Genomic DNA, 19,674 nt, shown 5'->3' on the forward strand with positions numbered 1-19,674 from the left:
GACATCAACCACGAGCCAGAACCTTGGCCAGCGCTTCGAGGAAGCGGCTGTTTTCCGCAGGCAGACCGATGGTGATGCGCAGGTGGTTCGGCATGCCGTAATTGGCCACCGGACGCACGATCACACCCTCGCGCAGCAAGCCCTGGAACACAGGAGCCGCCACTTGGCCGAGGTCGACGCAGATGAAGTTGCCCTTGGACGGAATCCAGCCCAGGCCCAGCTCACGGAAGCCTTCCTGCAATTGCAGCATGCCGCTTTCGTTGAGGCGACGGCCTTCTTCCAGGTACTCGGTGTCCTGCACCGCAGCGCAAGCCGCCGCCAGCGCGAGGCTGTTGACGTTGAATGGCTGGCGCACACGGTTCAACACATCGGCCACCACCGCAGTGGACAAGCCGTAACCGACCCGCAGCGACGCCAGGCCATAAGCCTTGGAGAACGTGCGCGAGACCAGCAGGTTCGGATAAGCCGCGAGGAAGTCCAGGCCGTCCGGCAAGTCGCTGCCTTCGGCGTACTCGATGTATGCCTCGTCCAGCACCACCAGTACATGCTCCGGCACGTCCTGCAGGAAGTTATCCAGCACCTCGGCGCTGAACCAGGTGCCGGTCGGGTTGTTCGGGTTGGCGATAAACACGACACGAGTATTGTCATCGATGGCCGCCAGCATGGCTGGCAGGTCATGACCCCAGTCTCTCGCAGGAATCACACGCGCCTCGGCGCCAACGGCCTGAGTGACGATCGGATAGACCGCAAATGCATGCTCGCTGAACACCGCGTTCAAGCCCGGCGCCAGATAGGCACGGCCGACCAGCTCCAGAATATCGTTGGAGCCGTTACCCAGGGTTACCTGGTTGATATCAACGCGGCAGTTTTTCGCCAGCAGGGACTTGAGTTCAAAGCCGTTACCATCGGGATAACGGGTCAGTTCGGCCAGCGCCTCACGAATCGCAGCCAGTACCTTGGGGCTTGGGCCCATCGGGTTTTCGTTACTGGCCAGCTTTACGATCTTCGACGGATCCAGGTTCAACTCGCGCGCCAGCTCGTCCACAGGCTTGCCCGGAACGTAAGGCGACAGTTGTTGCACGCCCGGCTGCGCCAGGGCGAGGAAGTTGCCACTCATGTTAAAGCCTCACAAAACCGCTTTCGGGTAGGAGCCCAGCACCTTGAGTGCCACGGCTTCCTGACTGATTTTCTCGAGCACACCCTTGACCAGTGGGTCGCGGTGATGGCCGACGAAGTCGATAAAGAACACATAAGTCCATTTACCGCTGCGCGAAGGACGAGTCTCGATTCGCGTCAGGTCAATCCCGTTGTCGTGGAACGGCACCAGCAGCTCATGCAGCGCGCCGGGCTTGTTGCTCATGGAGACGATGATCGATGTCTTGTCGTCGCCGGTCGGCGGCACTTCCTGGCTGCCGATCATCAGGAAGCGCGTCGAGTTATCCGGGCGATCCTCGATTTTCTCGGCCAGGCGCGTCAGCCCATACAGGCCGGCAGCCATGTCGCCGGCAATCGCCGCCGAGTTCCACTCACCCTTGACCCGCTTCGCCGCTTCGGCGTTGCTGGACACCGCCACGCGCTCCACATTCGGGTAGTGCGCGTCCAGCCACTTGCGGCACTGGGCCAGGGACTGGGCGTGGGAGTAGATGCGGCTGATGCTGTCGGTCTTGGTGTTTTCGCCCACCAGCAAGTGGTGGTGAATACGCAGCTCGACTTCGCCGCAGATCACCATGTCGTGCTCAAGAAAACTGTCGAGGGTGTGGTTGACGGCACCTTCGGTGGAGTTTTCCACCGGCACCACGCCAAAATTCACCGCCCCGGCGGCCACTTCACGGAACACTTCGTCGATCGCAGCCATCGGCTTGCTGATCACCGCGTGACCGAAGTGCTTCATGGCCGCGGCTTGAGTGAAGGTGCCTTCCGGGCCCAGGTAAGCCACTTTCAGCGGCTGCTCCAATGCCAGGCACGAAGACATGATTTCACGGAACAACCGCGCCATCTCTTCGTTGCCCAACGGGCCCTTGTTGCGTTCCATCACGCGCTTGAGTACCTGGGCTTCACGCTCCGGACGGTAGAATACCGGCACTTCGCCTTCAGCCAGGGAAGCCATCTTCACCCGTGCTACTTCCTGGGCGCACCGCGCGCGCTCACTGATCAGCTCCAGGACTTTCTCGTCCAGGCTGTCAATGCGTACGCGCAGGGCCTTGAGTTCTTGCTCAGACATTAGCCGTGTTCCTTTTCGAACTCTGCCATGTAAGCCACCAGCGCCTTGACGGCGTGGATATCGACAGCGTTATAGATGGAGGCGCGCATGCCACCTACCGAACGGTGGCCCTTGAGGTTCAACAGGCCGCGCTCGTCGGCGCCGGCGAGGAATGGCTTGTCCAGGCGGTCATCCGCCAGGCGGAACGGCACGTTCATCCACGAACGGTCGGTCAGGTTGATCGGGTTGCTGTACAGGCCGCTGGCGTCGATGAAGTCGTACAGGGTACGTTTCTTCTCTTCGTTGAGCTTGCCCATGGCAGCCACGCCGCCCTGCTCTTTCAGCCATTCGAACACCAGGCCCGACAGGTACCAGGCGAAGGCCGGCGGGGTGTTGTACATCGAGCCGTTATCGGCCGCGACCTTGTAGTTGAGCATGGTCGGGCACAGCGAACGCGCACGACCCAACAGGTCTTCACGGACGATGTTGACCAGGATGCCGCTCGGGCCGATGTTCTTCTGTGCACCGGCGTAGATCATGCCGTACTTGGACACATCGATCGGGCGCGAGAGGATGTCCGAGGACATGTCGCAGACCAGCGGGACATCACCCACTTCCGGCACCCAATCGAACTCCAGGCCGCCGATGGTTTCGTTCGCCACGTAGTGAACGTAGGCCGCGTCTTTCGACAGTTTCCACTCGTTCTGACCGGGGATGGCGAAGTAGTCGTAGGGCTTGGCCGTGCCTGCCACATTGACGTGACCGTAACGGGAGGCCTCTTCAATGGCCTTCTGCCCCCAGATACCGGTGTCGATATAGTCCGCAGTGCCGTCTTCCGGCAGCAGGTTCAGCGGGATCTGGGCGAACTGCTGGCTCGCACCACCCTGCAGGAACAGCACTTTGTAATCGGACGGGATGTCCAGCAAGTCGCGCATATCCTGCTCGGCCTTGGTGGCAATGGACACGAACTCATCGCTGCGATGGCTCATTTCCATCACGGAGAGGCCTTTTCCATGCCAGTCGAGGAGTTCACCCTGCGCGCGCTGCAGGACTGCTTCAGGAAGCGCCGCGGGACCGGCACAGAAGTTATAGGCTCTCTTGCTCACATCCAATCTCTCTGATCTGGTGGGACTGCAATCAACATCCCGCAACGCGGAACCCTGTAGGAGCTGGCTTGCCAGCGATGCAAACGACTCGGTGCTTCACTTGAATCGAGTTGGTGCCATCGCCGGCAAGCCGGCTCCTACAAGAGCGGCGCGGCGTCGTATTTCAAACGGGACAAACAACAAGGGGGCGAATCTTCATCCGCCCCCTGTGTGTCCGCTTATTCCTGCGGTTCTTCTTCGTCTGCGGCAGCGTCGAGTGTTGGCTCGTCGACGCCGTCATCGGCATCGCCGATCACTTGCCCCTCGAGTGCAATCCCCTCTTCACCTTCCAGCTCCTCGCCTTCGACTTCCGATGGCTCCTGGACACGCTCCAGGCCTACCAACGTTTCGTCGCTGGCCAGCTTGATCAAGGTCACGCCCTGGGTGTTACGCCCCAGGCTCGACACTTCATCAACCCGGGTACGTACCAGGGTGCCCTGGTCGGAAATCAGCATGATTTCCTCACCATCCAGCACCTGGACCGCGCCGACCAGGCGGCCGTTGCGATCGTTGCTGACCATGGCGATAACGCCCTGGCCGCCACGCTTGTACTCGGGGAACTCGCTGATGGCCGTACGCTTGCCGTAGCCGCGGGCCGATGCAGTGAGGATCTCGCTGCCTTCTTCCGGGATCAGCATCGAAATCAGCTTCTGCCCTTCCGGCAGACGCATGCCGCGCACACCGCGGGCGGTACGGCCCATGGCACGAACGTCGGACTCCTTGAAGCGCGTGACCTTGCCGCCGTCGGAGAACAGCATGACTTCACGCTCGCCGTCGGTGATGGCCGCGCTGATCAATACGTCGCCTTCGTCCAGTTCGAGGGCGATCAGGCCCACGCTGCGTTGACGGCTGAAGGATTCCAGCGGGGTCTTCTTCACGGTGCCTTTCGCAGTGGCCATGAAGATGAAGTGACCTTCGGTGTACTCGTCTACCGGCAGCATGGTGGTGATGTATTCATCACTGTCCAGCGGCAGCAGGTTGACCAACGGACGACCACGGGCAGCGCGGGACGCCTCCGGGATTTCGTAGGTTTTCAGCCAGTACACCTTGCCCTTGCTGGAGAACAGCAGCAGCGTGGTGTGGCTGTTGGCAACCAGCAGGTGAGCGATGTAGTCCTCATCCTTGACGCCGGTAGCCGATTTGCCTTTACCGCCACGACGCTGGGCCTGGTACGCAGCCAGAGGCTGGGTCTTGGCATAGCCACCGTGGGAAATGGTCACGACGCGATCTTCTTCCGGGATCATGTCACCCAGGGTCAGGTCGAGACGGGCGTCGAGAATCTCGGTGCGGCGCACATCGCCGTATTCGGCGCGGATCACTTCCAGTTCTTCGCGGATCACTTCCATCAGGCGCACCGCGCTGTTGAGGATGCGGATCAGCTCGCCGATCTGGTTGAGGATCTCCTGGTACTCGGCCAGCAGTTTCTCGTGTTCCAGGCCGGTCAGACGGTGCAGACGCAGTTCCAGAATGGCCTGGGCCTGTTCCGGGGACAGGAAATACTTGCCGTCGCGCAGGCCGTATTGTGGGTCCAGGGTCTCCGGACGGCACGAATCGGCACCGGCACGTTCCACCATCGCCACTACAGCGCTGGATTCCCACGGCATCTTGATCAGCGCTTCCTTTGCTTCCGACGGGGTCGGCGAAGCCTTGATCAGGGCAATGACCGGGTCGATGTTCGACAGCGCAACAGCCTGGCCTTCCAGGATGTGGCCGCGCTCACGGGCCTTGCGCAGTTCGAATACGGTACGGCGGGTTACCACTTCGCGGCGGTGACGCACGAAGGCTTCCAGCAGATCCTTGAGGTTCAGGATGCGCGGGCGGCCGTCGATCAGCGCTACCACGTTGATACCGAATACGCTTTGCAGCTGGGTCTGGGCGTAGAGGTTGTTGAGGATCACCTCAGGCACTTCGCCACGACGCAGTTCGATCACCACGCGCATACCGTCCTTGTCAGACTCGTCGCGCAGCTCGGTGATGCCTTCCAGCTTCTTCTCTTTAACCAGCTCGGCGATCTTCTCGATCAGACGCGCCTTGTTCAACTGGTAAGGGAGTTCGGTGATGACGATCTGCTGGCGGCCACCGACCTTGTCGATGTCTTCGATGATCGAGCGGGCACGCATGTAAATGCGGCCGCGACCGGTACGGTAGGCTTCGATGATGCCGGCGCGACCGTTGATGATCGCGGCGGTCGGGAAGTCCGGACCCGGGATGTACTGCATCAGCTCATCGACGGTCAGCTCGGGGTTGTCGATGAGGGCCAGGCAACCGTCGATGACTTCACCGAGGTTGTGTGGCGGGATGTTGGTGGCCATGCCCACGGCGATACCGCTGGAGCCGTTGACCAACAGGTTGGGAATACGGGTCGGCATGACCGCCGGGATCATTTCGGTGCCGTCGTAGTTCGGCACCCAGTCCACGGTTTCCTTGTGCAGGTCAGCCAGCAGCTCGTGCGCCAGCTTGGTCATGCGCACTTCGGTGTATCGCATGGCCGCAGCGTTGTCGCCGTCGACCGAACCGAAGTTGCCCTGGCCGTCTACCAGCAGGTAGCGCAGGGAAAACGGCTGGGCCATCCGAACGATGGTGTCGTACACCGCAGTGTCGCCGTGAGGGTGATACTTACCGATCACGTCACCGACAACACGGGCAGATTTCTTGTACGGCTTGTTCCAGTCGTTACCCAGCTCGCTCATCGCGAACAGCACACGCCTGTGCACGGGCTTCAAGCCATCGCGCGCATCAGGCAGTGCCCGACCGACAATTACGCTCATCGCGTAGTCGAGGTAGGACTGTTTCAGCTCGTCTTCGATATTGACCGGGAGGATTTCTTTGGCCAGTTCGCCCATGAGAAGCCTGATTCCTTTTTCGGGTGAAACCTCGTCACATCCTATGGGACGAACGAAGCTCGCCGCTGCCGGCATGATGCCTGGCAACGACTTACGACAAATCAACGAGTTATGACACGGATCTGCGCATTAAAGGTTACCCCTTGGGGTGACCCTGGAAACCGCCGGATGTTATCACAATCGCCGCCACGCACCTATCCCCCTGATGCGCATGGAGCATAGTAAGTTGACGGATGACAGGCTTGACGGCGACGAGAGGGCCTTAGAGCTGGATCCAAGGGGATTTTTGCGGGCAAATTGCGTCAATGCAGGCGTTTACGACACATCAGTTGCGCCAACTTCGCCGTGTCGGGGCGTTCGACGATGCCTTTTTCAGTGACGATCACATCAATCAGGTCCGCCGGCGTCACGTCAAACACCGGGTTGAAGGCGTCTACATCAGCGGCTACGCGGGTGCCGCCGACTTCCAGCAGTTCACGGGCGTCGCGCTCTTCAAGCGGCACGTCATCACCGCTGGTCGCCATCAGGTCGATGGTGGAGCTGGGCGCTACCACCATGAAACGCACGCCGTGATGCATGGCGCACACCGCCAACTGATAGGTACCGATCTTGCTGACCACGTCACCGTTGGCCGCAATGCAGTCGGCACCGACGATCACCCAGGTCACGCCCTTGGTCTTGAGAATATGCGCGCCAGCCGAATCGGCATTCACGGTGACCGGAATGCCTTCATTGGCCAATTCCCAGGCCGTCAGCCGCGAACCTTGCAGCCAGGGCCGGGTTTCGTTGGCGTAGACCCGCTCCACCATGCCTTCCAGAAACGCCCCGCGAATCACGCCGAGTGCCGTACCCACGCCGCCCGTGGCCAGCGCACCCGCATTGCCATGGGTCAGGATCGCCTGGACATTGCCCTGGTGCTTGCGGATCAGCTCTACACCCAGCTGCGCCATGGTCAGGTTGGCTTCACGATCACTTTGGTGAATCGCCACCGCCTCGGCCTCCAGCACCTTCAACGGATCGGCGTGTTTCTTGAGGCGATCGAGGCAATCGCGCATGCGCTTCATGGCCCAGAAAAGATTCGACGCGGTCGGGCGGGTATCCGCCAGCAGCGCGTAGTCCTCTTCCCAGGCGGCCTGCCAGTCATCGCCCTCGGCGATGTGGGCACGAGCGGCCAGCACCAGGCCATACGCCGCACTGATGCCAATGGCCGGCGCACCGCGCACCACCATTGTGCGAATGGCCTCGGCCACCTCGGCAGCACTGGTGCAGGCGACCCAGGTTTCTACAGACGGCAAAATACGCTGATCGAGCAGGTACAGTGCGCCATCACGCCAGTCGATGGCCTTCACTTTCTCCGCAGCCAACAGTCGATCGCGCATCCCTCACCCCGCACTCATGAACAAAAGCCGCCGATTATAGCGATCCGCCAGCCAGGACGCTCGGGTATACTTCGCCGTTCTTTATAGATGCCTGGGAAACTGCCCTCGATGACACCGACTGCCGCCCCGCTCGACTTATTGCTGCTGCCCACCTGGCTGGTACCTGTCGAGCCTGCCGGCGTAGTGCTCAAGGAGCACGCCCTGGGCATTCGTGACGGGTGCATTGCGTTTATCGGCCCACGCGCCGCGGCCTTGAAGCTCGCAGCGAGCGAAGTGCGTGAACTGCCGGGCATGCTGCTCAGCCCCGGCCTGATCAACGCCCACGGCCACGCGGCCATGACGCTGTTTCGCGGCCTGGCCGACGACCTGCCGCTGATGACCTGGCTGGAAAACCACATCTGGCCCGCCGAGGCCAAGTGGGTCGACGAAGCCTTCGTCCGCGACGGCACTGACCTGGCCATCGCCGAGCAGATCAAGGGCGGCATCACGTGTTTCTCGGACATGTACTTCTTCCCGAAAGTCGCCAGCGAACGCGTGCACAACAGCGGCATGCGTGCGCAAATCGCCATCCCGATCCTGGATTTCCCGATTCCCGGCGCTGCTGACGCCGACGAGGCGATTCGCCAGGGCGTCGAGCTGTTCGGCGACCTCAAGCATCACCCACGGATCAAAATCACCTTCGGCCCGCACGCGCCGTACACCGTCTGCGATGAAAACCTGGAAAAAATCCGGGTGATCGCCGAGGAACTGGACGCCTCGATCCACATGCACGTGCATGAAACCGCCTTCGAAGTGCAGCAGTCCGTTGAACAGCGTGGTGAACGCCCGCTGGCACGGCTTGGCCGCCTGGGTTTGCTGGGGCCGCGCTTCCAGGCCGTTCACATGACCCAAATCAGCGATGACGACCTGACTTTGCTGGTAGAAAGTAACACCAGCGTGATCCATTGCCCGGAATCCAACCTGAAACTGGCCAGCGGCTTCTGCCCGGTGGAACGCCTGTGGCAAGCCGGCGTCAATGTGGCAGTAGGCACCGACGGCGCGGCCAGCAACAATGACCTCGACCTGCTGGGCGAGACCCGCACCGCCGCGCTGCTGGCCAAGGCCGTCGCCGGCTCGGCCACCGCCCTGGATGCCCACCGCGCCCTGCGCATGGCCACCCTCAACGGCGCCCGGGCCATGGGCCTGGAAAGTCAAATCGGCTCGCTGGAAGTCGGCAAGGCCGCTGACATCGTGGCCTTCGACCTGTCGGGCCTGGCGCAACAACCGATCTACGATCCGGTCTCACAGCTTATATATGCCACCGGACGCGATTGTGTGAAACACCTTTGGGTCGGCGGCAAGCAATTGCTCGACGACCGGCAACTGACCCGCCTGGATGAACAACAGTTGTGCGCCACGGCCATCGCCTGGGGCCAGCGCATCAGCGGACACAGCGAATAACACCCGCCCTGGCAACGCATGCCAGGGCCGGCAAAACGTTTTATCAGATTTAGAGGATTCCCCATGAGCAACGTCGACCACGCTGAAATCGCCAAATTCGAAGCCCTCGCCCATCGCTGGTGGGACCGCGAAAGCGAGTTCAAACCCCTGCACGACATCAACCCGCTGCGGGTGAACTGGATTGACGAGCGCGTCAACCTGGCCGGCAAGAAGGTACTGGATGTGGGTTGCGGCGGCGGGATCCTCAGTGAATCCATGGCTCAGCGCGGCGCCACCGTGATGGGTATCGACATGGGCGAAGCGCCATTGGCCGTGGCCCAGTTGCACCAACTGGAGTCCGGCGTGAACGTCGAATACCGGCAGATCACCGCCGAAGAGCTGGCCGAAGAGATGCCCGGGCAGTTCGACGTGGTCACTTGCCTGGAAATGCTCGAGCACGTGCCGGACCCGTCCTCGGTGATCCGCGCCTGCTTCCGCATGGTCAAGCCCGGTGGCCAGGTATTCTTCTCCACCATCAACCGCAATCCGAAGGCGTACCTGTTCGCGATCATCGGTGCCGAATACATCATGAAGCTGCTGCCCCGCGGCACCCATGACTTCAAGAAATTCATCCGCCCTTCCGAGCTGGGCGCCTGGAGCCGTCAGGCTGGGCTGACCGTCAAGGACATCATCGGCTTGACCTACAACCCGCTGACCAAGCACTACAAGCTGGCCAGCGACGTTGACGTCAACTACATGATCCAGACCCTGCGCGAGGAGTAAGCCTGTGAAGTTGCGAGCGGTTCTTTTCGACATGGACGGTACCCTGCTGGACACCGCGCCAGACTTTATCGCCATCTGCCAGGCCATGCGCGCTGACCGCGGCCTGGCACCGATCAACGACCAGCACATCCGCGATGAAATCTCCGGCGGCGCCCGGGCGATGGTCGCCGTGACCTTTTCCATGGACCCCGAGTCCCCGGGCTTTGAAGAGCTGCGCCAGGAATTCCTCGAGCGTTACCTCAAGGGCTGCGCGATCCACAGCAAGCTGTTCGAGGGCATGGAAGAGCTGCTGGTGGATATCGAGAAATCCAGGCTGATCTGGGGCGTGGTCACCAACAAGCCACTGCGCTTTGCCGAACCGATCATGCAGCAGCTGGGCCTGGCCGAGCGCTCCGCGCTGCTGATCTGCCCGGACCACGTGAAGAACAGCAAGCCGGACCCGGAACCGTTGATCCTGGCGTGCAAGATGCTCGACCTGGACCCGGCCAGCGTGCTGTTCGTGGGGGATGACCTGCGGGACATCGAGTCGGGCCGCGACGCCGGCACTCGCACCGCGGCGGTCACCTACGGCTATATCCACCCGGACGACAACCCGCGCAACTGGGGTGCCGATGTGGTGGTGGATCACCCGCTGGAATTGCGCAAAGTGCTGGACAGCGCGCTGTGCAGCTGCTGATCGGGACTGCCTGAGGTTGCTGCAATTTTGTGGCGAGGGAGCTTGCTCCCGTTCGACTGCGCAGCAGTCGCGAAAAGCTGGGGCTGCTTCGCAACCCAACGGGAGCAAGCTCCCTCGCCACAGAAGCCTTGGCCAGCCTTAGCCGCAATCAATCACATGGATTTTCTGTGAACTTTGTCGAGGTTGTTTATGTTTGATTACTCCGCACGTCCAGAACTGCTCAAGGGCCGGGTCATCCTGGTCACCGGCGCCGGTCGCGGGATTGGCGCAGCGGCGGCCAAAACCTATGCTGCCCACGGCGCCACCGTGCTGCTGCTGGGCAAGACCGAAGCCAACCTGGCCCAGGTCTACGACGAAATCGAAGCCGCCGGCCAACCGCAGCCGGTGGTGATCCCGTTCAACCTGGAGACCGCCCTGCCCCATCAATACGATGAGCTGGCAGCGATGATCGAAAAGGAGTTCGGCCACCTCGACGGTTTGCTGCACAACGCCTCGATCATCGGCCCGCGCACACCGATCGAGCAGTTGTCCGGCGAGAACTTCATGCGGGTGATGCATGTGAACGTCAACGCGATGTTCATGCTGACCAGCACGCTGTTGCCGCTGCTCAAGCTGTCCCAGGATGCGTCGGTGGTGTTCACCTCAAGCAGCGTGGGCCGCAAGGGCCGGGCTTATTGGGGGGCTTACGGGGTGTCGAAGTTTGCCACCGAAGGGCTGATGCAAACCCTGGCGGACGAGCTGGACAACGTCGCACCAGTGCGCGCCAACAGCATCAACCCGGGCGCCACCCGCACCAGCATGCGGGCCCAGGCGTATCCAGGGGAGAACCCGACCGATAACCCGACACCGGAGGAAATCATGCCGGTGTACCTGTACCTGATGGGGCCGGACAGTACCGGCATCAATGGGCAGGCGTTTGACGCGCAATAACCATCTGGAACACAGTACAACCTAATGTGGGAGCGGGCTTGCTCGCGAAGGCGGAGTGTCAGTCAACAGAGATATCGACTGATCCACCGCCTTCGCGAGCAAGCCCGCTCCCACATTTGTATTGCGGTGATCTCTAGAACTTAGTTCTTCACCACTTCCTCAAGCGTGAAGCGCCCCAACGGGTTTTGTAGGAAGTTGCTCACGTTCTTGCGTGAGATGTTGATGTACGGGCTGTAGTACAAGTCGATCCAGTTCACATCCTGTTTCGCCATTTTCTGCAGGTCGACGTACATCTGCTCACGCTTGACCGGGTCCGCCTCGATCCGCGCCGCGGCCACCAGGTCCTTGACCTTGTCGTTCTTGTAGCGGGTCATGTAGTTCTGGTTGGTGTCGTGGCCCAGCACGAAGGTGGTCTTCTGGTCCGGGTCGAGGATGTCGTTGGTCCAGTACATCACCGAAATATCGTAATCGCCGTCCACCAGCATCTGCCAGCTTTGGGTCGGGTCGACCTTTTGCAGGTTGGCCGTCACACCGACCTTGGCCAGTTGATCCTTGATCATCACCGCAATCTGCTCGTCGGCTTCGTTGCCGGCGTTGACCACATAGTTGAGCTTCAAATCCTGGGCGCCGGCAGCCGCCAGCAGCTTCTTGGCTTCGGTCGGGTCATACGGGCGTTGTAGGTTGTTGGCGTAGTGGTACAGCGAGCCTTTTGGGATGTAGGAATAGGCCACGGTGCCCTGGCCGAAGGTGGCGGTTTTCACCAGCGATTGTTTATCGATGGCCATGTCCAGCGCCTGGCGCACTTCCGGCTTGGCCAGCAGGCCGTGGGCGTGGTTGATCAACAGGTGATCTTCACGGGTAGACGGGTCGGAGTGCACCACCACGTTCTTGTCTTTTTTCAGCTCTTCAACCCGGGAAAACGGGACGAAGATCGCCGTGTCCAGCTCGTTGTTCTGCACCATGCGCATGCGAGTGTTGTCGTCGGTGACGGAGACCCATTCCACACCATCCAGGCTGACGTTGCTGGCCTGCCAGAAGTTCGGGTTCTTTTTCAGGATCACCCGATCGCCCTTGCGCCACTCGCCCACGGTAAACGCGCCAGAGGTCACCGGGTTTTCCGAGTAGGCGTCTTCGCCCATCTGGGTCATGGCCTTTTCCGACAGGATCGACACCGTCGGCGAAGCGAGTTGCGAGAGGAAGGCCACCGCCGGGGTTTTCAAGGTCACTACCAGGGTTTGCGGGTCGCTGGCCTTGGCGGTGTTGATCAGGCTGAACGGGTCGCTCCACAGCGAGGCCTTGTTGTCGCGGATGCGCAACAGGCTGAAGGCAGCGTCTTCGGCGGTGATCGGCGAGCCATCCGAGAACTTCGCGGCACGCAGCTTGAAAGTGTACGTCAGGCCGTCCTTGGAAATGTCCCAGCTTTCGGCCAGCCCCGGTTCCATCTTGGTGCCCAGGTTGTCCACGCGTACCAGGGTGTCGTAGACGTTGGCGAACACCCAGGTATCGCGGTTCTGCGCGCTTTTGATCGGGTCAAACGTGGTGCTGTCTTCGCGGCAACCGATGGTCAGCACACCTGCGGCGTGGGCAATACCGGCGGTCAGCGACCAGGCGGTGAGTGTGGCGGCGGCGAGCAACTTCAAGTGACGGGATTGCATGTCATAACTCCTTGTCTATAACGGCGGTTGTTCATGATCGGCAGGAAGGGTTCAAAGCAAAGGTTCTTCAAGCACGCAACTGTACCGATGCGTTTGCACAACGTGAGTCGGCGGCAATACCTCGGCACACACGGCGCGTGCATGTCGGCAACGCGGGTGAAAGGCGCAACCATTAGGCAGCTTCAGCGGGCTCGGCGGCTCGCCCGGCAACGGTTCGCTGGGCAGCGGGCGGTAAGGATCAATCTCCGGGATCGCCTGGATCAACGCTGCTGTGTAGGGATGGCGCGGCGTGGTGAACACCGCCTCCACCGGGCCTTCCTCAACGATTTTCCCCAGGTACATCACCGCCACCCGATCACACAGGCGGCGGACGATGGCCAGGTCGTGGGCGATAAACAGGATCGCCAGGTTCATGCGCTGTTGCAGTTCCAGCAGCAGGTTGATGATCTGGCCCTGGATCGACACATCCAGGGCAGCCACGCATTCGTCGGCGATGATCAGCCGCGGCTCCACCGCCAGCGCCCGGGCAATGCCGACGCGCTGGCACTGGCCGCCGCTCAGGGAGCCGGGCTTGCGGCTGGCAAGCTCGGGGCGCAGGCCTACCAGATCGAGTAATTCGTCGACCCGGCGTGGGATGTTTTCCGACGCCACCTTGCGCTGCACCCGCAGGACTTCGGCGATGGTTTCGCCGACGGTAAGACGCGGGTTCAGGGCCGCGTAGGGATCCTGGAAGATCATCGCCGTCTCGTGCCGCAAACGGGCGATATCGACCGGCCCGGCGTGGGCCATGTCGATGCCGTCAAACACCACCTGCCCGGCGCTGATGGGGTTGAGGTGCAGGATCGCCCTCCCCAATGTGCTTTTGCCGCTGCCGGACTCGCCCACCAAACCCAGTGTTTCACCGGCGGCCAGGGTCAACGACACCCCGTTGACCGCCCTCACCCACTGTTTATTCAGGCCGAACAGGCCGCTGCCGGCGGCGGCGAAACGCACCTCAAGGTCATTCACCTGCAACAACGTCATGGGCGAACTCCCAGGGGATAGTGACAGGCCACCCGCGCGCCTTCCGGCAGCAGCTCGGTGCACAAGCTGCCGACTTGCGGGCAGCGCGGGTTGAACCGGCAGCCCTTGGGCAATGCGTCGAGCAATGGCGGTTGGCCGGCGATGGTGCGCAACAGCGCGTGGCCGCTGCTGGTGGCGGGCTGGCACTCGATCAGGCCGGCGGTGTAAGGGTGTTGCGGGTGTGCCAGCAGCTCGTATTTGCTGCCGTGTTCGCACAGGCGCCCGGCGTACATCACGGCGATGGAGTCGCAGGTTTGCGCCACCACGCCCAGGTCGTGAGTGATCATGATGATCGACAGGCCACGCTGGTCCCGCAGGTCCAGCAACAGCCGCAGAATCTGGGCTTGCACGGTCACGTCGAGGGCGGTGGTCGGTTCGTCGGCAATCAGCACCTTGGGATTGCAGCCAAGGGCCACCGCGATCATTGCCCGCTGGCGCATGCCGCCGGAAAACTCGTGGGGGTAATTGTCGATCCGCGCCTGGGGATCGGGAATGCCGACCTGGCGCAGCACTTCGATAGCCTGCAAGCGCGCCTCCTTTTTCGACGCGCCCTGGTGCAGTCGGATGCCTTCGGCGATCTGCTCGCCGATGCGCATCAACGGGTCGAGGTGGCTGCTGGGGTTCTGGAAAATCATCCCAAGTTGCCCACCGCGTACCGCGCGCATGCCGGCGTCATCCAGCTGCAGAAGGTCCTGGCCCGCCAGGCGCACCGAACCGCCCTGCACCCGCAGGCTCGGGGACGGCAGCAAGCGCATCAGCCCGCGACAGGCCATGGTCTTGCCCGAACCGCTTTCGCCCACCAGGCCGAGGATTTCACCTTCGGCCAGGTCGAAGGAGACTCGGTCCACCAAGGTCACATCGCGCCCGGTGTTGTTGGCGATCACGCTCAGGTCGCGCACCTGCAGAAGACTCATGAGCGATCCCCCAGCACTTGCGCCACACCATCGGCCAGCAGGCTGAAGCCCATGGCCAGGGTCACGATGGCCAGGCCCGGAAAGGTACAAATCCACCAGGCAGTGGTGATAAACGCCTGGCCTTCGGCAACCATGGTGCCCCACTCGGCGGTCGGCGGTTGTACGCCCAGGCCGAGGTAGCTGACCGCTGCGCCGTTGAGCAGCACCAGCACTGCGTCAGACATCGAGAACACAATCGAACCGAACATCGCGTTGGGCAACAAATGCCGGAACAGAATGCGCCCATGGCCAAAGCCCAGGCTTTTGGCGGCCAGGGCGAAGTCGCTTTCCTTGAGCACCAGGATCTGCGAGCGGATCAGCCGCGCGTAGGACACCCAGCCCACCAGCGCCATGGCGATGTAAAAGCTTTTCAAACCCGGACCGAGAATGGCCATGATCGCCAGCATCAGCACCAGGAACGGGAACGCGAGGATCACGTCGATCACCCGCATGCAGAAGCTGTCGAAACGCCCGCCGATGTAGCCGGACACCGCACCGACGAAGGTGCCGATCAGGAACGGAAAGATTACCCCGACCACCGCCAGTTGCAGGTCGATGCGTGCGCCCCAGATCACCCTCGAAAGGATGTCTCGCCCGTAGTTGTCCGTGCCAAATGGATGGGCCTGGCTGGGACCCAGCAAACTGATGTCGGTGTTTTGCGCAATCGGGTCAAAGGGTGCGATCCAGGGGGCGAACACGGCCAGCGCCAGCCATGTCAGCAGAATCAACAGGCCCCAGGCCGCCGTCAGCCGGCCATTGCGAAAACCGAAGCGCAGGCGCAGGCGCCACGGGGCGATCAATGGGCGGCTGCTCATTGCATCTTCACTCGCGGGTCCAGCGTGACCGTCACCACATCGGCAACAAAGTTGACCAGCACGGTGGCACAGGCCAGCACCATCGCCACGCCCTGCACCACCATGTAGTCGCGGGTGAAGATGCCGCGCACCAGCAATTGGCCGATGCCGGGAATCGCAAACAGGCTTTCGATCACCACCGTACCGCTGATCAGCCAGCCAATGTTCACCGCCAGCAGGTTCACCGCCGGCACCAGGGAATTGGGCAGCACATGACGACGAAACACCGCCGCCTCCGACAAACCTCGCGCCCGGGCGGCGGTAACGTGGTCAGCCTGCAATTCCATCAACATGCTCGCCCGCAGGTTGCGCACCAGCACCGCCGACAGCGCCAGGGCGATGGTCAGGCACGGCAGAACCATGTGGTGCGCCTTGTCCAGCCAGGTGCGCCCATACCCGGAGACCGGGAACAGGCCCCATTGCACGCTGAGCAACAGGATCAGCATCAACCCCAGCCAGAACGCCGGCATGCCCAGGCCCACCGTAGTGAACAGCCGGATCAGGTTATCCGCCCAGCCACCTTTATTACGCGCGGCCACGGTGGCCAGCGGCACGGCGATCAACAGCGCCAGCAGCACACTGCCGAGCACCAGGAACAGGGTCGGCTCGATGCGGGTGACGATCAGTTTCAGCGCGTCGACCTTGTACAGCAGTGACTGGCCGAGGTCGCCCTTGAGCAGGTTTTTCAGGAAGTAGAAATATTGCAGCCACAGCGGCTGGTCGAGGCCGTACTGGGCGCGGATCTTCAGCAAGGCGTCCGGGGTGCTGCGCGAACCCAGCAGGGCCCGCGCCGGGTCGCCGGGAATCGAGCGCACCAGCACAAAGGTGATCAGGCTGATGCCAAACAGCACCGGCAGCAATTGCAGCGGCCGGGACAGCACAAAACGGTAACGCGCCAGGTTCATCCGTCAGCCTCGATGACGAGCGAGGAAGTCCAGCAGCACCGGGAAGTATGCCTGGGGCTCTTCGTAAAACGGCATATGGCTGCTGTTGGGGAACACGTGCAGCTCGGCGTGCCGGGCCGCGCTTTTCATGCGCATGGCGCAGGCCGGGGTCAGTTCGTCGTGCTGGCCGGTGGTGATCAGTATCGGCATCTTGAACTCGGCCATCTCGGGGATGCGGTTCCAGTCCTTGAGGTTGCCGATGTAGAGAAATTCGTTGGGACCCTGCATGGTTTCGTAGGGGCCCATGTTCCAGTCGCCGAGGGAACGCTGGACCGGCGCCGGCCATTCGTCCAGGCGGCAGACGTGGCGGTAGTTGAGCAAGGTGATGGCGGCCTGGTACTGCGGGTGATCGAGGGTGCCCATGGCTTCATGGCGTTGCATCATCGCCACGGTTTCGCTGCCCAGGGCGCCGCGCAGGCGTTCCAGCTCGAGGGACAGGTGCGGAATGTCGCCGACGGTGTTTTCCAGGATCAGGCTTTTCAGCGCATCGGGGTAGTGAATGGCGTACTCGATGCCCAGCCATCCGCCCCAGGAATGCCCCAGCAAGTGCACGCGGCCAAGGCCAAGGGCCTGGCGCACGGTTTCGACTTCTTCGACATAACGGCTGATTTCCCACAGCGAAACATCGGTCGGTCTGGCTGAAGCGCCCGTGCCAAGCTGGTCGAATGCAACCACTCGCAGGCCGTTGTCCTTGAGCCAGCCATGGGCGTCGCGCAAGTAGTCGCAAGGCAGCCCGGGGCCGCCATTGAGGCACAGCAACACCTCATCGCCTTCGCCAAAGCTATAGGCCACGAGGTTGTGGCCATCGACCTGCACGTTGTACCGCTGGTCGGGGGCAATTTCACGCCACATGCATACATTCCTTGTTGTGTGTCGGCCCTGTGGAGAGTGGCCGTTTAGAGGCCAACACTACCGAGGATGCCGCGTGTCCATAACCTGGTAATTCTTATAGGTTTGGTCTGGCAGTCCTTCGCCGGGGCGTGGCATTCTACTTGCAGCAAGACGAGATTCAAATGAAATCGGGAGCAGAACGGATGCTGGCCAGGCTAACTGCGTTTAATGACCGTCTCATCCCCGGCAGGAGCCTGGATGAACAGATGGACAACACCCTCGTATTGGCCCAGGACCTGGGTTTTGATGCGTTGGTCTACGACTACACCCCCGTGCCCATTGACCATAATGGTGCACTGATCACCCCTTCTGTGCTGCAACTGCGCAATACCCCGCCCGACTGGTACAACCTGTGGTGCAGCTCCGGTTTTTATCAGATCGATCCGGTGCAACACCTCGCGCTGTCGACGGTTTCACCGTTTGTGTGGTCCTACGAGGCCAAGGCCGATACCGCGCTGCAAAAAATCATCGACCCTTGCCACGCCCCGGTTTCCAGCTACCTGCACGACCGCCAGATGACCTGCGGCGTCAGCGTGCCGATCCATTTGCCCCGTGGCGGCTTCGCCTCGCTGACCGGCCTGCGCACCGGCAAGGCCAGCGCCGTGTTGCAGGACGCACGCCAGACGCTGTCGGAATTCAGCCTGATTACCCACGCCTTGCAGGAAGCGGCCTACCCGCTTTTCAGCAAGGAACTGCGCTCCTACCCGCATATCCGCCTGACCAAGCGTGAGCGCGAATGCCTGAAATGGGCCGCCGACGGCCTGACCGCCGCCGAAATCGCCACGCAATTGAGCCGCTCCCTGGCAGTGGTTACCCTGCACCTGGCGTCGGCCATGCACAAACTGGGGGCCAAGAACCGGGTGCAAGCGGTGGTAAGGGCCACTCATTACCGGTTGCTGGAAGACTGATCCGAAGGAAAAACCTAGCTGTTTTGCTAGTTACTTAAACTTTCTGTGCCGACTATCGTGTACCTGATCACTTTTTCTCAGGGCAGGGCACGAAATGGAATTCATCGAAACAATCCGCGAAGGCTATGCGGCCTTTCGCGACTACCAGACCTGGTATCGGGTAACCGGCGACCTGGACAGCGGCCTCACGCCGCTGGTCATCCTCCATGGTGGCCCGGGTTGTACCCATGATTATGTCGATGCCTACAAGGACGTAGCCGCCAGTGGCCACGCGGTCATTCACTACGACCAACTGGGCAACGGCCGCTCCACCCACCTGCCTGACAAAGACCCTTCATTCTGGACTGTCGGCTTGTTCCTCGAAGAACTGGACAACCTGCTGGACCACCTGCAGATCAGCAACAACTACGCGATCCTGGGTCAATCCTGGGGCGGCATGCTCGGCAGCGAACACGCCATCCTGCAACCCAAGGGCCTGCGTGCATTTATTCCGGCCAACTCGCCGACCTGCATGCGTACCTGGGTTGCCGAGGCCAACCGCCTGCGCAAGCTACTGCCTGAAGGCGTGCACGAGACCTTGCTCAAGCATGAACAGGCCGGCACCTACCAGGACCCTGAATACCTGGCCGCCTCGCGGATTTTCTATGACCAGCACGTGTGCCGGGTCAATCCGTGGCCGGAAGAAGTCGCCCGCACATTCGCCCAGGTGGATTCGGACCCGACGGTGTATCACGCCATGAGCGGCCCGACGGAATTCCATGTGATTGGCAGCTTGAAAGACTGGAACGTGATCGGCCGGCTGTCGAAGGTCAATGTGCCGACCCTGGTGATTTCCGGTCGCCATGACGAGGCCACGCCGCTGGTGGTCAAGCCGTTCCTGGATGAGATCGCCGATGTGCGCTGGGCGCTGTTCGAAGACTCCAGCCACATGCCGCATGTTGAAGAGCGACAGGCGTGCATGGGGACGGTGGTGCAGTTTTTGGATGAGGCTTGTTCGGTGCCCCACAGAACGCTCAAGACTGGCTGAGATCA

Annotated in this window: 17 protein-coding genes; 6 read left to right on the top strand and 11 right to left on the bottom strand. The window is 61.7% G+C overall.

Going from position 1 to position 19,674, the window contains the following annotated elements; all coding sequences use genetic code 11:
* Window positions 1-4 precede the first annotated feature (4 nt).
* The 5 genes from hisC to mtnA all read right to left on the bottom strand — a co-directional run bounded on the left by hisC (window position 5) and on the right by mtnA (window position 7,567).
* Complete coding sequence (gene hisC, locus HX817_RS07880; protein WP_008437685.1) at window positions 5-1,117, bottom strand: histidinol-phosphate transaminase; 1,113 nt, start codon at window positions 1,115-1,117, stop codon at window positions 5-7.
* A gap of 9 nt (window positions 1,118-1,126) precedes the next feature.
* Window positions 1,127-2,221, bottom strand: coding sequence for a prephenate dehydratase (pheA, locus tag HX817_RS07885; protein ID WP_003218812.1), 1,095 nt, complete (start codon window positions 2,219-2,221; stop codon window positions 1,127-1,129).
* Entirely contained in the window at window positions 2,221-3,306 is a 1,086-nt protein-coding gene (gene serC / locus HX817_RS07890; RefSeq protein WP_003218814.1) for a 3-phosphoserine/phosphohydroxythreonine transaminase, read from the bottom strand. Before serC ends, pheA begins: the two co-directional genes overlap by 1 nt.
* Before the next feature lie 218 nt (window positions 3,307-3,524).
* Window positions 3,525-6,188, bottom strand: coding sequence for a DNA gyrase subunit A (gene gyrA / locus HX817_RS07895; protein ID WP_003218817.1), 2,664 nt, complete (start codon window positions 6,186-6,188; stop codon window positions 3,525-3,527).
* 302 nt (window positions 6,189-6,490) lie between these two features.
* The gene (gene mtnA / locus HX817_RS07900) at window positions 6,491-7,567 is read right to left on the bottom strand and encodes an S-methyl-5-thioribose-1-phosphate isomerase (protein ID WP_177040075.1); all 1,077 of its coding nucleotides are present in this window, start codon (window positions 7,565-7,567) and stop codon (window positions 6,491-6,493) included.
* Between the two features lie 108 nt (window positions 7,568-7,675).
* Here mtnA and HX817_RS07905 point away from each other — a divergent pair, with 108 nt between their 5' ends.
* The 4 genes from HX817_RS07905 to HX817_RS07920 all read left to right on the top strand — a co-directional run bounded on the left by HX817_RS07905 (window position 7,676) and on the right by HX817_RS07920 (window position 11,375).
* On the top strand, window positions 7,676-9,007 hold the full coding sequence (locus tag HX817_RS07905) for a TRZ/ATZ family hydrolase (RefSeq protein WP_003218823.1): 1,332 nt from the start codon (window positions 7,676-7,678) through the stop codon (window positions 9,005-9,007).
* A 63-nt stretch (window positions 9,008-9,070) separates the two neighbouring features.
* On the top strand, window positions 9,071-9,769 hold the full coding sequence (ubiG, locus tag HX817_RS07910; protein ID WP_003218825.1) for a bifunctional 2-polyprenyl-6-hydroxyphenol methylase/3-demethylubiquinol 3-O-methyltransferase UbiG: 699 nt from the start codon (window positions 9,071-9,073) through the stop codon (window positions 9,767-9,769).
* A gap of 4 nt (window positions 9,770-9,773) precedes the next feature.
* Entirely contained in the window at window positions 9,774-10,445 is a 672-nt protein-coding gene (gene mupP, locus HX817_RS07915) for an N-acetylmuramic acid 6-phosphate phosphatase MupP (RefSeq protein WP_003218827.1), read from the top strand.
* Between the two features lie 189 nt (window positions 10,446-10,634).
* Window positions 10,635-11,375, top strand: a complete 741-nt coding sequence (locus HX817_RS07920; RefSeq protein ID WP_003218829.1) for a YciK family oxidoreductase — start codon at window positions 10,635-10,637, stop codon at window positions 11,373-11,375.
* 140 nt (window positions 11,376-11,515) lie between these two features.
* On the opposite strand, the gene HX817_RS07925 is transcribed toward HX817_RS07920, so the two are convergent.
* The 6 genes from HX817_RS07925 to HX817_RS07950 are packed head-to-tail and all read right to left on the bottom strand — an operon-like array spanning window position 11,516 to window position 17,695.
* Window positions 11,516-13,030: an ABC transporter substrate-binding protein gene (locus HX817_RS07925; protein ID WP_177040076.1), complete on the bottom strand. Its 1,515-nt coding sequence runs from the start codon at window positions 13,028-13,030 to the stop codon at window positions 11,516-11,518.
* A 51-nt stretch (window positions 13,031-13,081) separates the two neighbouring features.
* Window positions 13,082-14,053: an ABC transporter ATP-binding protein gene (locus HX817_RS07930; protein WP_177019495.1), complete on the bottom strand. Its 972-nt coding sequence runs from the start codon at window positions 14,051-14,053 to the stop codon at window positions 13,082-13,084.
* A complete protein-coding gene (locus HX817_RS07935; protein WP_177040077.1) occupies window positions 14,050-15,006 on the bottom strand; it encodes an ABC transporter ATP-binding protein in 957 nt (318 codons plus the stop codon). Before HX817_RS07935 ends, HX817_RS07930 begins: the two co-directional genes overlap by 4 nt.
* Complete coding sequence (locus tag HX817_RS07940; RefSeq protein ID WP_003218837.1) at window positions 15,003-15,860, bottom strand: ABC transporter permease; 858 nt, start codon at window positions 15,858-15,860, stop codon at window positions 15,003-15,005. Before HX817_RS07940 ends, HX817_RS07935 begins: the two co-directional genes overlap by 4 nt.
* Window positions 15,857-16,804: an ABC transporter permease gene (locus tag HX817_RS07945; RefSeq protein WP_003218838.1), complete on the bottom strand. Its 948-nt coding sequence runs from the start codon at window positions 16,802-16,804 to the stop codon at window positions 15,857-15,859. The genes HX817_RS07940 and HX817_RS07945 overlap by 4 nt, the downstream gene beginning before the upstream one ends.
* A gap of 3 nt (window positions 16,805-16,807) precedes the next feature.
* A complete protein-coding gene (locus HX817_RS07950) occupies window positions 16,808-17,695 on the bottom strand; it encodes a proline iminopeptidase-family hydrolase (protein WP_008437674.1) in 888 nt (295 codons plus the stop codon).
* Between the two features lie 182 nt (window positions 17,696-17,877).
* Here HX817_RS07950 and HX817_RS07955 point away from each other — a divergent pair, with 182 nt between their 5' ends.
* Together HX817_RS07955 and HX817_RS07960 are read left to right on the top strand one after the other, a co-directional pair.
* Complete coding sequence (locus tag HX817_RS07955) at window positions 17,878-18,642, top strand: LuxR family transcriptional regulator (protein ID WP_008437673.1); 765 nt, start codon at window positions 17,878-17,880, stop codon at window positions 18,640-18,642.
* A 94-nt stretch (window positions 18,643-18,736) separates the two neighbouring features.
* Window positions 18,737-19,669, top strand: coding sequence for a proline iminopeptidase-family hydrolase (locus HX817_RS07960; RefSeq protein ID WP_003218843.1), 933 nt, complete (start codon window positions 18,737-18,739; stop codon window positions 19,667-19,669).
* Window positions 19,670-19,674 lie beyond the last annotated feature (5 nt).

This window comes from Pseudomonas sp. C6002 (assembly GCF_013385805.1).
Taxonomy (GTDB): domain Bacteria; phylum Pseudomonadota; class Gammaproteobacteria; order Pseudomonadales; family Pseudomonadaceae; genus Aquipseudomonas.

Coding starts and splice junctions, on each gene's coding strand:
- hisC (WP_008437685.1), bottom strand. CDS start 1,117: ATGAGTGGCAACTTCCTCGCCCTGGCGCAGCCGGGCGTGCAACAACTG.
- pheA (WP_003218812.1), bottom strand. CDS start 2,221: ATGTCTGAGCAAGAACTCAAGGCCCTGCGCGTACGCATTGACAGCCTG.
- gyrA (WP_003218817.1), bottom strand. CDS start 6,188: ATGGGCGAACTGGCCAAAGAAATCCTCCCGGTCAATATCGAAGACGAG.
- mtnA (WP_177040075.1), bottom strand. CDS start 7,567: ATGCGCGATCGACTGTTGGCTGCGGAGAAAGTGAAGGCCATCGACTGG.
- HX817_RS07905 (WP_003218823.1), top strand. CDS start 7,676: ATGACACCGACTGCCGCCCCGCTCGACTTATTGCTGCTGCCCACCTGG.
- ubiG (WP_003218825.1), top strand. CDS start 9,071: ATGAGCAACGTCGACCACGCTGAAATCGCCAAATTCGAAGCCCTCGCC.
- HX817_RS07920 (WP_003218829.1), top strand. CDS start 10,635: ATGTTTGATTACTCCGCACGTCCAGAACTGCTCAAGGGCCGGGTCATC.
- HX817_RS07925 (WP_177040076.1), bottom strand. CDS start 13,030: ATGCAATCCCGTCACTTGAAGTTGCTCGCCGCCGCCACACTCACCGCC.
- HX817_RS07930 (WP_177019495.1), bottom strand. CDS start 14,053: ATGACGTTGTTGCAGGTGAATGACCTTGAGGTGCGTTTCGCCGCCGCC.
- HX817_RS07935 (WP_177040077.1), bottom strand. CDS start 15,006: ATGAGTCTTCTGCAGGTGCGCGACCTGAGCGTGATCGCCAACAACACC.
- HX817_RS07940 (WP_003218837.1), bottom strand. CDS start 15,860: ATGAGCAGCCGCCCATTGATCGCCCCGTGGCGCCTGCGCCTGCGCTTC.
- HX817_RS07945 (WP_003218838.1), bottom strand. CDS start 16,804: ATGAACCTGGCGCGTTACCGTTTTGTGCTGTCCCGGCCGCTGCAATTG.
- HX817_RS07950 (WP_008437674.1), bottom strand. CDS start 17,695: ATGTGGCGTGAAATTGCCCCCGACCAGCGGTACAACGTGCAGGTCGAT.
- HX817_RS07955 (WP_008437673.1), top strand. CDS start 17,878: ATGCTGGCCAGGCTAACTGCGTTTAATGACCGTCTCATCCCCGGCAGG.
- HX817_RS07960 (WP_003218843.1), top strand. CDS start 18,737: ATGGAATTCATCGAAACAATCCGCGAAGGCTATGCGGCCTTTCGCGAC.